The sequence below is a fragment of the Silvania sp. genome, from assembly GCF_051656365.1.
Classification (GTDB): Bacteria; Pseudomonadota; Gammaproteobacteria; order Enterobacterales; family Enterobacteriaceae; genus Enterobacter; species Enterobacter hatchlandensis.
The window spans coordinates 82,423-96,971 of sequence record NZ_JBOGBT010000064.1 but is presented as its reverse complement, the minus strand read 5'-3'; the positions used below and the strand labels follow the sequence as shown (position 1 = coordinate 96,971).

The 14,549-nt window shown below is 54.4% G+C and carries 15 protein-coding genes; all 15 read right to left on the bottom strand.

Going from position 1 to position 14,549, the window contains the following annotated elements:
- Positions 1-477 precede the first annotated feature (477 nt).
- Positions 478-1,383, bottom strand: a complete 906-nt coding sequence (locus tag ACRDD5_RS12745) for a permease (RefSeq protein ID WP_271284469.1) — start codon at positions 1,381-1,383, stop codon at positions 478-480.
- A 149-nt stretch (positions 1,384-1,532) separates the two neighbouring features.
- Positions 1,533-2,450 carry a glycyl-radical enzyme activating protein gene (locus tag ACRDD5_RS12740; protein ID WP_438676962.1) on the bottom strand — a complete coding sequence of 306 codons (918 nt, stop codon included), beginning with the start codon at positions 2,448-2,450 and terminating at the stop codon, positions 1,533-1,535.
- 116 nt (positions 2,451-2,566) lie between these two features.
- Entirely contained in the window at positions 2,567-5,119 is a 2,553-nt protein-coding gene (grpM, locus tag ACRDD5_RS12735) for a glycyl radical diol dehydratase GrpM (RefSeq protein WP_271284467.1), read from the bottom strand.
- 48 nt (positions 5,120-5,167) lie between these two features.
- On the bottom strand, positions 5,168-5,743 hold the full coding sequence (locus ACRDD5_RS12730) for a DJ-1/PfpI family protein (protein ID WP_271284466.1): 576 nt from the start codon (positions 5,741-5,743) through the stop codon (positions 5,168-5,170).
- Between the two features lie 10 nt (positions 5,744-5,753).
- Entirely contained in the window at positions 5,754-6,053 is a 300-nt protein-coding gene (gene grpK / locus ACRDD5_RS12725; protein WP_271284465.1) for a propanediol utilization system shell hexameric protein GrpK, read from the bottom strand.
- A 23-nt stretch (positions 6,054-6,076) separates the two neighbouring features.
- The gene (locus ACRDD5_RS12720; RefSeq protein WP_438676961.1) at positions 6,077-7,597 is read right to left on the bottom strand and encodes an aldehyde dehydrogenase family protein; all 1,521 of its coding nucleotides are present in this window, start codon (positions 7,595-7,597) and stop codon (positions 6,077-6,079) included.
- Positions 7,598-7,646: 49 nt separating this feature from the next.
- Positions 7,647-8,432, bottom strand: a complete 786-nt coding sequence (gene grpI / locus ACRDD5_RS12715) for a propanediol utilization microcompartment protein GrpI (protein WP_438676960.1) — start codon at positions 8,430-8,432, stop codon at positions 7,647-7,649.
- Between the two features lie 21 nt (positions 8,433-8,453).
- Positions 8,454-8,735 (bottom strand): propanediol utilization system shell hexameric protein GrpH, encoded by a 282-nt coding sequence (grpH, locus tag ACRDD5_RS12710; protein WP_002438304.1) that lies wholly within the window; start codon positions 8,733-8,735, stop codon positions 8,454-8,456.
- Between the two features lie 205 nt (positions 8,736-8,940).
- A complete protein-coding gene (gene tdcD, locus ACRDD5_RS12705; protein WP_438676959.1) occupies positions 8,941-10,137 on the bottom strand; it encodes a propionate kinase in 1,197 nt (398 codons plus the stop codon).
- 31 nt (positions 10,138-10,168) lie between these two features.
- A complete protein-coding gene (locus tag ACRDD5_RS12700) occupies positions 10,169-10,666 on the bottom strand; it encodes a GlcG/HbpS family heme-binding protein (protein WP_438676958.1) in 498 nt (165 codons plus the stop codon).
- Between the two features lie 23 nt (positions 10,667-10,689).
- The gene (locus ACRDD5_RS12695; RefSeq protein WP_438676957.1) at positions 10,690-10,962 is read right to left on the bottom strand and encodes a EutN/CcmL family microcompartment protein; all 273 of its coding nucleotides are present in this window, start codon (positions 10,960-10,962) and stop codon (positions 10,690-10,692) included.
- A gap of 11 nt (positions 10,963-10,973) precedes the next feature.
- Positions 10,974-11,690: a flavoprotein gene (locus ACRDD5_RS12690; protein WP_438676956.1), complete on the bottom strand. Its 717-nt coding sequence runs from the start codon at positions 11,688-11,690 to the stop codon at positions 10,974-10,976.
- A 10-nt stretch (positions 11,691-11,700) separates the two neighbouring features.
- Entirely contained in the window at positions 11,701-12,519 is an 819-nt protein-coding gene (gene eutJ, locus ACRDD5_RS12685; RefSeq protein WP_438676955.1) for an ethanolamine utilization protein EutJ, read from the bottom strand.
- The gene (locus ACRDD5_RS12680; protein ID WP_271284457.1) at positions 12,512-13,198 is read right to left on the bottom strand and encodes a phosphate propanoyltransferase; all 687 of its coding nucleotides are present in this window, start codon (positions 13,196-13,198) and stop codon (positions 12,512-12,514) included. Before ACRDD5_RS12680 ends, eutJ begins: the two co-directional genes overlap by 8 nt.
- 139 nt (positions 13,199-13,337) lie before the next feature.
- On the bottom strand, positions 13,338-14,456 hold the full coding sequence (locus ACRDD5_RS12675; RefSeq protein ID WP_438676954.1) for a 1-propanol dehydrogenase PduQ: 1,119 nt from the start codon (positions 14,454-14,456) through the stop codon (positions 13,338-13,340).
- Positions 14,457-14,549: the final 93 nt, after the last annotated feature.

Here is a 14,549-nt window from a genome sequence, read left to right as displayed (position 1 = left end):
GGCCTGCGGTCAACGCCTCAGCGATTTTCAGCCGGACTTACGCTCCCTCCACCTTCTCAGCGGTCTGAATGGGGCACGGGTGTTGAGTCCCCGCTGAAATCGGCGAACCGGAGACCGGATGACAAGGGCTGGACGCCAGGGATGGCGTACAGAGGCGACGCGAGACAGGACAAAATTGCCAGGAGCAATTTTGAACAACGCTTGCGTTGGCCCCGAAGGGGCGAGTCCCAGGGATGGGACGAGTCATCACGAGTTGAGCCGACCGCAGGCAGGAGGTCGTGAGGTGAGCGTAGTGCGAAGCACCGATTTCGTCGCGGGGCCGCGGGGATTGGTAAGGGGGTCGCGGTGACCCCTTACCACGTTCACGTGCCGTGAAGTTACTCTATTCTGCTGAACATAAAGTGAACGGAACAATCCTCAATGCTTAACTGACCAGTATTAGACATCACCCACTGGCTTTTCTTAAACATCAACGAACTACATTAACGGCATCAACGTGAACAGCCCGATAGTCGCCAGCACGTTAACTGCTGTCGTCATTATGGCGATGGCCATTGCTGGCGGGTCAATATGGGTATCGCCATGGATCAGAAAGATACGCGACATCAGTTCACCTAACAGCGCGCAAATAATACCGACAATGCCAGCCCATATCAGGCTGCCCGACAGCACTGCCGTCAGCGCGGCGGGCAGTGCGATGTGGTGCGATACGGGCACCTGGGTGTTGAAGTGCAAGAAGATCAGCGAAAACGCAGAAATACCGAACGCCAGCAGCGCGCCGTTGCCGCCGAACTTCAGTCCTAAAAACCCAGCCATCAGGCCGATGCCGAGACCCAGCACCGAAAGCTGCGGAATACGGCTGTGGTAAGGCATCCAGCATTTATCCTGCGGCGGATAGCAGTGACGGATCCCCTGCTCCGGCTTGCCAAACAGGCCCGTTTTGCCGAACATCAGTCGGCTAATTACCCCGGAGATCACCACCGTCAGCGCCACGGTATCGGTCCAGGCATTACCGGACGGGAACGCCGGGATCTGGTTCAGTCCCCAGGCGATGAGGTAACCACCTGCCCCGAAAATCCCGCCCACCAGCAGCACGTCATAGGCCGCCAGCCCACTCAGCCCTGCGGTGATATCGCGCCCGGAGCCCAGTTTGCCTCTCTTTGCCGCATAGGCCGTCGCCGCCACGCCTGCGGCAAAGCCGCCGGTATGCGGCCCAAACAGCCCAAACGGAAACGTAATAAAATCCGATGGCGCGCCGGTAATAATCTGCACTACCGCCATGGCGATCACCAGAAGCCCAACAAATTCAAAAGCTGCCAGCGCGCCAATCGCCGCGCCAAATATGCCGCCGCCGAAGGCAACGAGAATATCTAAGCTATTCATATAGCTCACCTCTGTAATAGGATTAAATTAAAGGACAACGTAGATTAAAATGCAGACTGGCTGCGGATAATTTTATAATTCGTGTAATATCACGTTTAAAAACTTAAAAAGCGCAGCATGATTGTGCCGCGCTCTGCTGATACCGTTAATTAACCACCGATATGACAGTTAAAGCCTAATGACTCAACCGTCGCTTTCAACGTTTCCATTTTGGTCTCGACAATACTTTTTGCATCGTCCATCGGATATTGACGGCCTAATAAATTATATTTATTTTCGCCAAAGCTGTGATAAGGCAATAAATGAATGGTATCGACGTTTTGCATTAATCGGGCAAACTCGGCGATATTATGAATTTCCTGCGGATTATCGTTAACGCCGGGGATCACCGGAATACGCACCACCACTTTGGTTAAAAATGAAATGCGCAGCAGGTTTTCCAGAATCACGCTGTTTTTAACGCCGGTGTTACGCTCATGAACCTCAGGGTCGATCGCTTTGATATCGGTTAGCGCCAGGTCGACGTACGGAAAAACCTCGTCAATCACCGCCTTAGTGGTGTACCCGGTGGTTTCAATGGCGGTATGCCAGCCCTTGGCCTTACACGCTTTCAGCAGTTCACGGGCAAACTCAGGCTGCGCCAACGGTTCGCCGCCTGACAGGGTAATGCCCCCGCCGGAGCGACGGTATAAATTTTCTTCTTTTTCCAGCTCACGCATTACCGCCGTCACCGACATACGCTTGCCTTTCATTTCCAGCGCGCGTGTCGGACAGACGTCAGTACATTTACCGCACTGGATACAGCGGTCACGATCGATAAACCAGGTATTAGCAGTTGACAATGCCTGTTGTGGACAAACATCAATACATTTTCCACAGCGGATGCAATCATTCTTTTTGAATAACAATTCTGGCTGCGGACGTTGTGATTCAGGATTACTACACCATTTGCAGGAAAGTGGACAACCTTTAAAAAAAGGAATGGTGCGAATGCCTGGGCCATCATGCAAAGAATAGCGTTGAATATTAAAAATGACGCCTTCGGTTTCGTACTCAACTTTATTCATAACATCACTCTATATTAGCCAGTCAAATTACCTTTCCAGGTAAAAATAGAAACCAGACAGTGTAAAAATGAATAATAACGGGCCAGATTGATTATCCTCTCTGGCCCGCGGGGTATTTACGACAGCTGTTGCTCAGTACGGCTAATGATGTCGTCCTGCACTTCCTTCGCCAGAACCACCCACTGGGCGCTGTAACCTGCCACGCGTACCACCAGATCCTGATGCTGCTCCGGGTTTTTCTGCGCTTCGATCAGCGTGTTGCGGTCGATAACGTTGAACTGGACGTGCATCCCTTTCTTATCGAAGTAGTTACGCACCAGGCCGCTGAAATTACGCAGACCATTCTCGCCAGCCAGTGAAGATGGCAGGAATTTCTGGTTATAGAGCGTACCGTTAGAGGCAATAAAGTGGTCAAGCTTGGCCACCGAGTTGGCTGCAGCAGTTGGGCCAAGGGTATCTTTACCCTGACGCGGCGACACACCATCTGCCAGTGGCTCTTTTGCCAGACGTCCATCCGGCAGCGCCGCAACGTCTTTCCCAAATAGCACGTTAGCCGAAACCGGGTAGATACCGGCCTGGAACTGGCCGCCACGCGGGTTGGTATATTTCTCCACTTCCTGGCAGTAGATCAATGCGCATTGACGCGCCACTAAATCCACGTCGTCGATATCGTTACCGAAGCAAGGGGTATTTTCCAGGATACGGCGGATTTCTTCGTGGCGGGACAAGGTACCGGATTGCGTCGGAGCCGCAGTACCGGATGTCAGTTGACGATAGACTTCGTTTTTAATCGCCGCCGGATCCAGCGCACCGTGCTGCTCAATGATGCGTTTCACCACATCATAAATGTCCTGCTCGTTAAGCGAGGTTTTTGCCGCCGGGCTATGTGGGTTGCTGCCCACCGCGTGGCCGAAGTTGCTATCCAGTGCGCTTTTCAGCTCGCTCAGGGATAATTTGCGATCTTCGAACACCTGCTTCTGGATGGCATACACAGAGTCGCCGGTGTCAGCAACACCAAACGCCTGTGGACCGGTGAAGTTGTAGATTGCACCGCCCTCCTGCAGGGATTTACCCCGGCCGATACAATCGTCGACCAGCGCAGAGAGGAACGGCAGCGGGCAGCGTTCACCGTGGGCGATATCCACGCTATTGCAGGCTTCAACCAGTTGATGAACGAAGTGCGCCATTTGTTTCTGGAACGCGCTGTAGAAATCGTCCATGCCGGTGTACTGAGTCAGTTCACCCGTTACCGGACCAAGCTGTTTGCTACCGACACGCCCGTTGTTGAGGGTGATTTCCAGCACTTTTGCTACGTTAAAGAACGCCGCATCATGCCAGCCTTCTGTACGGTGCGGTGCCTGCGGCTCCACACACCCGATGATGCAGTAATCACGCGCGTCACGCAGCGATACGCCACGGTTTTGCAGCGCAGGGATGATCACTTCATCGTTGTACATCGCCGGAACGCCAAGGCCCATACGCACCAGCTCGCACGCGCGATACAGGAATGCATCCGGGGTGCCCTGCCATACACGAATAGAGAAAGACGGTTGCGGCAAACGCACGTGTGCGGTCGCTTCCATACACATGTAGCTCAGATCGTTAGTCGCGTCGCGACCGTCTTCGGTCTGGCCGCCACAGCACAGGTTCTGGAATACGGCATAACCGGCGAACGCCTGGGCAGACACTTCGTCACGGGTTTTGTTAATGTCGTTGAGTTTGATCCAGCAGCAGTCGACCAGTTCCTGGGCGAATTCGCGTGAGATAGATTTGTCCGCCGCCAGATACGGATACATGTACTGGTCGTAACGGCCCGGGGAGATAGAGTGGCCGCTGGATTCAATCTGCAGCATGCTCTGGATAAACCAAAATGTTTGGCACGCTTCCCAGAACGTGGTCGCACCGTATTCCGGCACGCGGGTACAGTTCTGAGCGATTTGCTCCAGTTCGCGTTTACGGGTCGGATTGCTTTCCAGCTGCGCCAGACGGGACGCCTCTTCCGCATAGCGATGAGCAAAACGGATCGCCGCGTTGTAGCTTATCAACACCGCATTATAGAACTGCTCTTTTTTGATATAGCCAGGTTCAGTGCGGTCCAGCGCGTCCAGCGCACGGGTCACTTCGTTAATGATGCCGCGAAAACCGATTTTCAGTACCTTGCCGTAATCGACGCTAACGTGACCGACGCCACCGAAGAAGTAGTTGCCCACGGTGAATACGCCGCTCGCCATACTCTCTTTGGTGCTTTCAGACATGTAAGAGGCGGCCAGAGAACTGGTGGTTTTACCCGGCCAGTATTTGAACGCTTCATGCAGATCCTGGGCGGTCTTTTGCGGAATAATGAACGGGTCGGCGACACGGTGCTCCATCGTCTCGAACTCTTTTTCCACCCAGTCGTAAGAGAATTCCGGGCAGATTTCAGTCGAGCGTGGATTAATCGTTACTGCACCCACAATTAATTCGTCCGGGCGAATCGTCACCGGTAATTCGTTAAAGATTTTTTCAACCACTTTTGCACGGCGCATAATGGCCGGCAGTTGTTCCGTCTCTTTATATGCTTCGGTTGCCAGTACTGCGCGCTCTGATTCCACATACGGCTTTGCCGTCAGGATCATATTTTTAAGTCTTACAACACGGTCAGTCGGATTAGAAAAACCTTTCTCTAACATAGAAAACTCCCGAATATATTTTGATAACCTTGCGGCAGTGCCGGGGTATTAATGAATAATACTGATACCTATCTGAGCAATAAATTGACGTAATATTTCCGGATGCCCCATCCAGGTGGTCGCAGTGATGAGGTTGCCATCGACGACGGCCTCATCATCCGCAGCAGTAACCCACAGGCCACCTGCCATTTCCACCTCTGGTTTCACCGTAAAATACCCTGTCAATTTCCTGTCTTTTAATACCCCCGCAGCGGCCAGAATTTGTGGGCCATGACAAATTGCGGCAACAGGTATTGAGAAATTCATTGCATAATGTATGACATTCAGGACCGATTTATTTAATCGCAGGTATTCAGATGAACGCCCGCCTGAAATATATACACCGCAATATTCCTGTAACTTTATTTCGTCAAACGATGCAGTTAATCTAAAAAGGTGTCCGGGTTTTTCCGTGTACGTTTGGTCACCTTCAAAATCATGAATCGCAGTTTTAATAAACTCGCCGGTTCGTTTACCCGGACATACAACATCCACTCTGAAACCTAACATGCTTAATGCCTGCCATGGCACCATGACTTCATAGTCTTCAGAGAAATCGCCTGCGATAAGTAATATCTTCTTCATAAGCGAACTCTCAGAACGGGTTATCATTTTCCTCAATGATTCGCATGGCTTCATGCACCGCCGCAACTTCACCAAAAATGGCCAGGGTGGTGATGTGCTGAGGGCAACTGCCAAAGATTTCCGACACCACCACATTGGCACTTTTGCTGGCGACATCGGCATAAAAATAGAGATCCGGTACCGGCAGCATTAACAATCCAATAGCGTCGATGCGAATCAACTCCAGACGCGAACGAAACTCCCCTGGCATGCGCCGTTTCAGCATCGCCAGGATATCCGGGGTCGGCGCGTTTATGATCCGTGTTTTCATCTTTGAGTCACCCTTCGCAATGGTTAGCGAATATTCAGCGCTTCAACCATGACACAGCGACGATGCCGTGCAAAAGCGCGTGCTGACGTAAGCCCTTCACCGGTCGGCCCGGCAATCGTGAAGGTGGCATGCCCTTCGCCACCCACCCCGATCCCCGCATAGGAGGGACCATTTTTTACAAATATGGTGGTCTGGATCAGGCGCGCCATTTTGGTCAGCTTTTCGACGTTGGTAGAGTGCATAATCGCGGTATGTCGATTGCCGTGCTCCACTTTCACCGCCAGCTCGATAGCTTCATCAACGTTGTCGACACGCACCACCGGCAGGACCGGCATCATCAGTTCATGTACCACGAACGGATGGGTTTTCTCCGTCTCGATTAAGATGACTTTAATATCGTCACCCACCGTGATCCCCAGTTGCTGAAGGATATAGCGCGCATCTTTACCGACGAACCCGGTATTCGGCCCGGTGCCTTTTTCGTTAAGCACCAGCGTCTGTAACTGCTGAATCAGTTTCTTGTCGCACAGCAGATAAGCACCGCTTTTCTTCATGCAGTGGATCAGATAGTCAGCGACCTGATTCACCACAATCACCTCTTTTTCAGCCACGCACGGCAGGTTGTTGTCGAAGCTACAGCCCTTAATGATATCGCGGGCCGCTTTTTCGATATCCGCCGTCTCGTCCACTACGGCTGGCGGGTTGCCTGCGCCTGCGCCAATCGCTTTCTTGCCGGATGACATCACGGTTTTCACAATGGCCGGACCGCCGGTTGCCACCAGCATGTTGATACGCGGGTCGTTGATCATGGCGTTGGTGTTATCGATTGACGGTTTCGTCACCGTTACCACCATGTTTGCCGGTGCACCCAGCTCTGCAAGCTTGTTATTGATCAGCTCAACCGCGTATAGCGAAACCTTGCGCGAACGGGGGTGTGGGCTAAACACGACGGTGTTGCCCGCCGCCAGCATGCTGATACTGTTGTTAATGATGGTTTCGGTCGGGTTAGTGGTTGGTGTAATCGAACCAATTACCCCGAACGCGGAGTACTCGATCAGGGTTAACCCTCCGTCTCCGGTAATCGCGCGGGTTGCCAGGTCTTCAAGACCTGGCGTTTTCAGCGCTGCGACGCGGTTTTTGATCAGTTTGTCCTCATAATTACCCATGCCGGTTTCGTCCACCGCCATACGGGAAATGGCGCACAGCACCTCCTCCTGCAGGAAAATGTCACGAATGCCATTAATAAATGAGGTACGGTCTTGCATAGAACAGTGGCGATACTGCACCTGCGCCAGTACGGCCGCTGAAATCGCCTCGTCCATCGTTTCGAATGCGCCGGTTCCGGCATGCTCGACCGGAGACGATGCGCAGGCGGCGCGCCCGGAAGTTTGCTGCGCCAGCGCCTTAGCGACGATATCATCCAGGCTTTCAACCCGCGCCGCATCTGAGGTCGCGGGAACCGCAGCCGGGGCCGTATCCGGTGTTGCTTTGGTGAATTTGCTCAGAATGGTCGAGACAGCCTGAGCGATTTCAATATCATTCATCTTTAAATTCCTTACTACCGACCGCGTCGCGCGCGTCGTCACCCGATGCTTAGATATACGGCGTCGTGGTGGATTTAATTTCCGCTGGATCTAACGTGGAGAGCAGTTGCAGCCCCACTTCACGTGCGGCAATAACGGCCTGGCGTACCGCACCGGAATCACCGGAAAAGGTAAAGATCACTTCGTTACTGAAGCTGGTACCTTTCGACGGGCTGGCGTAGCCCACCGGGTCGATAACGGCGGATTTCGCCGCAGCGTCAGCAATCACCAGGCCAATCGCCGCAGGCGAGGCACAGGTCATCCCGAAGGATTTACCAATTGGTGCACCGAGCGCTTTATGCAGCGCACTGCTGGCGCGCGCGGTGTATTGAAATTCGAGGTGGCCAGCCGGTGAGCCATACACGTCGCCCATGGTGCGTTCAATTTCTGAGAGCGCAACTTCAACCGCACGTCTGACGTCGGAAACATCAGACGCGCCGAAAATAATCAAACAACCGTGTCCGCCGCCACCTTCAGTGTCGCGAGCCAGCTCGATAGAGATGATTTCACTGTTAGTGGCTTTGATGGCTTCATCAGCGGCAAAAATTTGCGGACCTGCGCCGGTACGCGCACCCAGAATACCGATAGAGCGATATTTCTTGTCGATATTCATAATTTCATGTAACTGATTATCGACATTGGCAATCACCAGGCCGATAGTGTGACCCAACGCAGTGCCGACAAATTCCGTAATTCCACAACCGGCGAAATGCGCGGCGGTTTTGGCCTTCGGTTTCGTGTCGGTTTGTTTATTCATTACGTCAGATATAATCTGCTCAACAAGATTATCTCTCATGATCAGTATCCTTTATTGTTATTAACCGACGGCCTTCGGCAGAATTTTTTCCACCTCAATGTGCGGGCGTGGAATAACGTGTACGGAGACCAGTTCACCCACTTTGCCCGCAGCGGCAGAACCCGCGTCGGTAGCGGCTTTCACAGCACCCACGTCGCCGCGAACCATCACGGTTACCAGGCCAGAACCGATTTTTTCATAACCCACCAGGGTCACGTTGGCAGATTTCACCATGGTATCTGCAGCTTCGATTGCAGAAACCAGGCCTTTTGTTTCAACCATTCCTAATGCTTCTTGTTGCATACCAACCTCGATATTTCTGATAGAAAGAAAACGTGCACAGGAATAGAAATCCACAGATTCACCCTGTGCGTTAATTATTTACGCATGATGATACTAAGGTTATTTGGACAAAATGTTTTGCGCGCTAGCGGGACTATCTTGTTTTCAGATTCGCCCCGCCGACAATAAAATCCACCTACCCGCGGCAATAACCTCCTGGGTTTTATTACAGGTTGCGGGCGATGTCCGCCGCGTCTCTGGCAATCATTTTTTCTTCATTGGTGGCGATGACGGCGATCGTCGTCGAGCCCGCTTTTGAAATCAGCCCGCTGCGACCACCGAACATCTGCTGATTGCGTGCCCCATCCAACACCAGTCCCAACGCCTGAAGCCGTTGTACGGTGAGTTCACGGATCAGCGCCGAGTTTTCGCCAATACCACCGGTAAAAATCAGTGCGTCGAAGCGTTTAAGAGACGTGACATGGCCGCCGATATGCCGGGCGAGTCGATGCACCATCACGTCGATGGCCAGCGCCGCCCGTTCGTGCCCCGCAGCACGGGCTTCCTGCAACGTTCGGCAATCGCTGGACAATCCGGAGATACCCATTAATCCGGACTGGCTGTTAACCATTTTGTACAGGGCGTCGAGAGACTGCCCGGTGCACTTCGCCAGATAGGCGGCGACACCAAAATCCAGATCGCCGCAGCGCGTGCCCATAACCAGCCCTTCCAGCGGCGTCATGCCCATTGATGTATCAACACTCTCGCCGTTCTGCACGGCGCAAAGTGACGACCCATTTCCCAGGTGGGCAATCACAATACCGTGATCCGCCGGGTCCAGATCCAATGCGTTGAGCGCTTCGCTGGCGATAAAACGATGGGAGGTACCGTGGAAGCCGTAGCGACGCACCTGATAGTCACGCTGGTAATCCAGTGGAATAGCATAGGTATACGCCGCCGGGGATAACGTCTGATGGAACGCGGTATCGAACACCGCGATCTGCGGCAGTGCAGGCAGCAGCGCACGCGCCGCTTCAATTCCCATCAGGTTGGCGGGGTTATGCAGGGGCGCCAGTGCGGACAACGCACGGATTTTTTCAATCACCTCGTCGGTCACCCGCACCGAGCTTTTGAAATCACTGCCGCCGTGTGCCACGCGATGCCCGATAGCGGTAATGGTTTGCAGCAGTTGCTGCTGCGCGAGTGTCCCGAACAGGACGTGTAACGCACATTGATGGCTGGCTTCCGCCAGCGCCACGCGGGATGTATTACCGTCACGGTCTTTAAATGTCATGGTGGCATGATCAATCCCCAGCCGCTCTGCCAGGCCAGACAGCACCGGCTGGTCGGCATCCTGGGGGATGACCGAGAACTTCATTGAGGAAGAACCACAGTTAATCACTAATACACAAACTAAGGACATGATGACCCCTGAAATGGACTGCGATGAAAAATTAACGTGTTATTGCGAGGGGAAAACGCAGCGCGCTAAACCGCGCCAGCGCCTGGCGGGCGATGGACATATCGTCTTCCACGCTGCCACCGCTAATGCCAATGCCGCCGAGCAGGCATCCGCCCGACCAGCAGGGAAATCCGCCGCCGAAGCAACAAATCTCTTTTTCTTTATCAAGACCGTATAGCTCACCGCCCGGTTGTACTCGCGTCGCCAGTTCATGGGTCGCCATCTTCAGCGCCACGGCGGTCCAGGCCTTTTGTGGCGCCAGGGTATGGCTTACCAGCAGGGCGTTATCCATGCTAAAGAAGAACCGCTGCTGCCCGTGGGCATCCACCAGGCTAAAAACAATTGGCACATGGCAGGCCATGGCAGCCTCTTGCGCCAGCTTCGCCAGCAGCGCACAGTCTTCCAGGCTCAGGGGCATGTGCCGCTCCGGCAGTTGCATGGCGATAGCGGCGGTGATCCAGTTGTCGAGAAAATTGTCGTGCGCAGCCATACATTACCCTCCTCTGAGCACCGCTATTTGCCATTAAGTTCGAGCGCGTCCACGATGCCCACCACGGCAGCATCAATCACCGAATGCTCTTTGCTGTTGCTCATCCGCGCCGAGCTGCCGGTGGTCACGATAACAATCTCGCCGTTACCCGCGCCGACGGTATCCACAGCCACCTGTGCATGGCCGGTAGGCCGATAGTTTTCATCCAGGCGCGCCACTATCAGCAGTTTCGAGCCGTTCAGGGAGACGTGTTTGGTGGTGGAAACTAACGCGCCAGTGACTTTTGCGAGATACATACTTCCTCCGGTTAGCCGTAAATAAGGGTGAGATTGCGCCGCTTGATTTCGTCTTTAGCGGCAGGGGTAATCAGCGTATCGCGCTCGACCCGCAATCCTTCGCCAGGGGCAAGCAGACGAATATCGCGCAGGGCGATTAAGCGTTTTTTACCGGCGAACGGCAGGCTGGTGAAAGGTGCGGACTGGCTCACCGGAGGAGAGTCGATGTGGGCCATTTTTTTACCCGAGAGCGTCACGCCGTAGCTTTCCAGCATGTGCGTATAACCCTCCAGTCGGGCCAACAGCGGCAGCGGCAAGCGGCTGTCATGGCACTGGGGATGCAGCGTGGCGATCGTCTGTTTACGCTGGTGCAATGCCTGGAATACCGCTTCGCATGCCAGGTTGTCGCGGATGCCCAGCGCAATTTTGCTCATACTGTTAATCGAGAGCGCCGGGAGATAGAGCGCGTCGTAATCACCGCTATGGTGGTCGAATCCGGCGCGGGAACCCCACTGGCGCAACCTGTCGATGCAGGCATCTTTCAGCGCCGACTGGCTGGCACTGTGCGAAAAACTCACCCATAACTGGTAGCCCGCCTGCTCGAGTGCCGCGAGACAGTTCAGGGTCTCAGGGAGCGAAGAAAGATCGTCGCCGGTCACCACCACCCGAACATTTTTTTGCGCGACGGACTGTGCCAACAATTCAGCGATAGCGCGGTCCAGCAGTTGCGATAAGGTCTGGCTGTCCATCGGTTCTCACTTACCCCGCATTCATCGCGATGCCTAAAGGCGTAACTAGCAGTGGCTCCACCGACGGAACCACATTTTTGCCCGTGTGTTTGCTAAACACTGCGGCAAACTGGCTGAAGCTGCTGGCGCCGCCCACCAGATAAATATTTTTCACCCGCTGCGTGGTGAGCCATCCCGACACCAGGCTGGCCATTTTTTGCGCCACCGGCAGCACCAGGGTAAAGACCTGCGCTTCCAGAGCCGGATCTTTTTTCATCTCTTCTGCCTCGGCATATGCCAGACCAAGCGCACCCGCGATAACCAACGTCATGTGGCTGCCGCCGGTGGGCTCATCGGCGCTAAAGGTCACTTTGCCGCTTTTCAAAATGCTCATTCCGGTTGTCCCGCCCCCCACATCCACTACCGCACCGTTTTTGATATTCAGCGCACTGGCGGCGGCCACCGGTTCATCAAGCACTTTCGTGACGATAAAGCCCGCAGACTCCACGACGTTGACGATCACCTTGGTGTTACCGTCGGAAATTCCCGGTGGAATCGCGGTCGCCGCGCGATCGAGGGTGCGGCCCAGTCTTTCCTCGAGGATCCTTTTCAGCCGCGAGACCACCCGGCTGGCAGTAAGGTAATCCACCACCACGCCGTCTTTCACCACACTGGAGGGGGATGTCACGCCCGCCACCGGTTGGTTATCCGCATCCACGACCACTATCGCGATATTGGCGGTACCGAGGTCCACCCCCACCTTCAACGCGCCGGTGCAGGGCCGACATTCGCCGCTGTCAATCAGCGCGGCCAGTTCGTGCAATCGGCGGTTTTCGGGGCTGTCAGCCATGGCGCACATCCTGTTTGATACCGCGCACCGTGTCGCCGTTACGCAGGCCGAAACCGTTGGCCTCCTCCACATCGATATGCAGTTCCAGCACGGCATCCGCCGTGACGCGCACCACCACGTGGCTCAGCACGCCGCCGCGCGGGCCGTTGGTCTGAACATCAATTTCCATCCCGTCGCGCAGGCCATGCAGCTCGGCTTCCTGCGGTGAAACATGGATATGGCGCCAGGCCACAATCATGCCGTTGTGCTTCACCACGCGTCCTTTCGGGCCGATGATGTCAATCCCTGGCGATTCCAACAGATCGCCCGACATGCGAACGGGCGCTTTGGCACCCAGCGCGAAACCATCGGCGACGGAGATTTCCACCTGAGTGGTTTTACGCAACGGGCCTAATACCCGCACTTTGCTCAGTTCACCTTTCGGACCGCGCAGCGTCACCATCTCTTCGGCAGCATATTGTCCAGGCTGTTTGACCGCTTTAAAACGGGTCAGCGTTGAGCCGTACCCAAACAGAATGTCCATATCCTCCCGGCACAGGTGGACGTGACGGTTCGACACGCCCACCGGGATCTCCAGCGCAACGGGCGCGGTGGCGGACGCCGCCGGGCTTTTACGGGCAGCGAGCTCATGCAGGATTTGTTGGGTGATCCATTCAGCTTGTTGTTCGGTGTAATTCATAACGGAAACGACCTGATCATTGGGTTAACTCATGGGTACAGAGCGTCTGTACATCAGGATAGGGAGTAACGACGCCCGATATTTGTTGTTCGACAGGACTTTTTTGCCTGCTTCATGCAGGCAGGACAAACGTATCCAGTTAGCCAGTCACCTGATCGATGAGGGCTTCCACGTCCTGTGGGGTAACAGGCCGTGGGTTTGATGCCGTGCAGCCGTCAGCCAGCGCGGAACTCACCAGTGCCGCGCGTAGCGTGCTGATCTTTGCCCGTTCAATGCCCAACGCGTTTAGCGTGGCGGGAATACCGAAATGGCGGTTAATCTGCCGGATAGCCTGCGTCATCTGCGCGATAGCCTGCTCGGGAACGGCATGATCGATCCCCATGATCTGCGCACAGCGGTGGTAGCGATCGCGGGTGTGTGTGGAAGCCTGCTTGCTGTTGAAGTCGATAATAATCGGCAGCAGCATGGCATTAATTTTGCCGTGGGGAATATGCAACATACCGCCAATGGCATGGGCCATGCCGTGGACCAGCCCAAGCCCGGCGGCGTTAAACGCCATACCGGCCATGCAAGAGGCATTGTGCATATGAGTACGTGCCAGAATGTCTTTTTCATCGTTGAACACCTGCGGCAGGTAGCGCCAGGTGAGCGCGATGGATTTTTCCGCCAGCGCATCGCTAAAGTCGTTCGCGCCGGTGGCGACAAACGCTTCGATGGCGTGAGTCAGCACATCCATACCGGTATCCACCGCCACATGGCGCGGGACGGTTAATACCAGGTTGGGATCGAGAATGGCAATATCCGGCACCAGATGCCCGGAGATCAGCGGGTATTTACGCCCGTTTTTCGGATCGGAAATGATCGCGTAAGAGGTCACCTCGGAACCGGATCCACTGGTGGTGGGAATAGCGATAAGATCGATGTGATGACTGGCGAAATACTCCTCCAGCGTCACTTTGATGCCTTTCGCTGCATCCAGCGACGACCCCCCGCCGAGGGCAATAATCACCTCAGGTTTAAAGCTTTTAAAATGCGCCGCACCCGCGGTCAAAATATCAATATCAGGATCGGGTTTAACCTCGCCAAAAATAGACACCGACGCCTGGGGCATGTAATTAATCAAATAACGGGTTTTACCTGACGTCACCATAAAATCGTCGGTGACAATACCGACGCGTTTGCCATTAAACTGGCTCAGCGAGGTAATCGCCTCCTCGCCAAAATAGATATCAGGGCAGGAAAAAGAATAACTGGCCATGTGTTAAAACCTTTATCAGGATACCGGCACGGTAAGCAGCAATAAACGATGGGGTTAAGCTAACATGGCATTATTTGTGAGAGGCTAAGGATG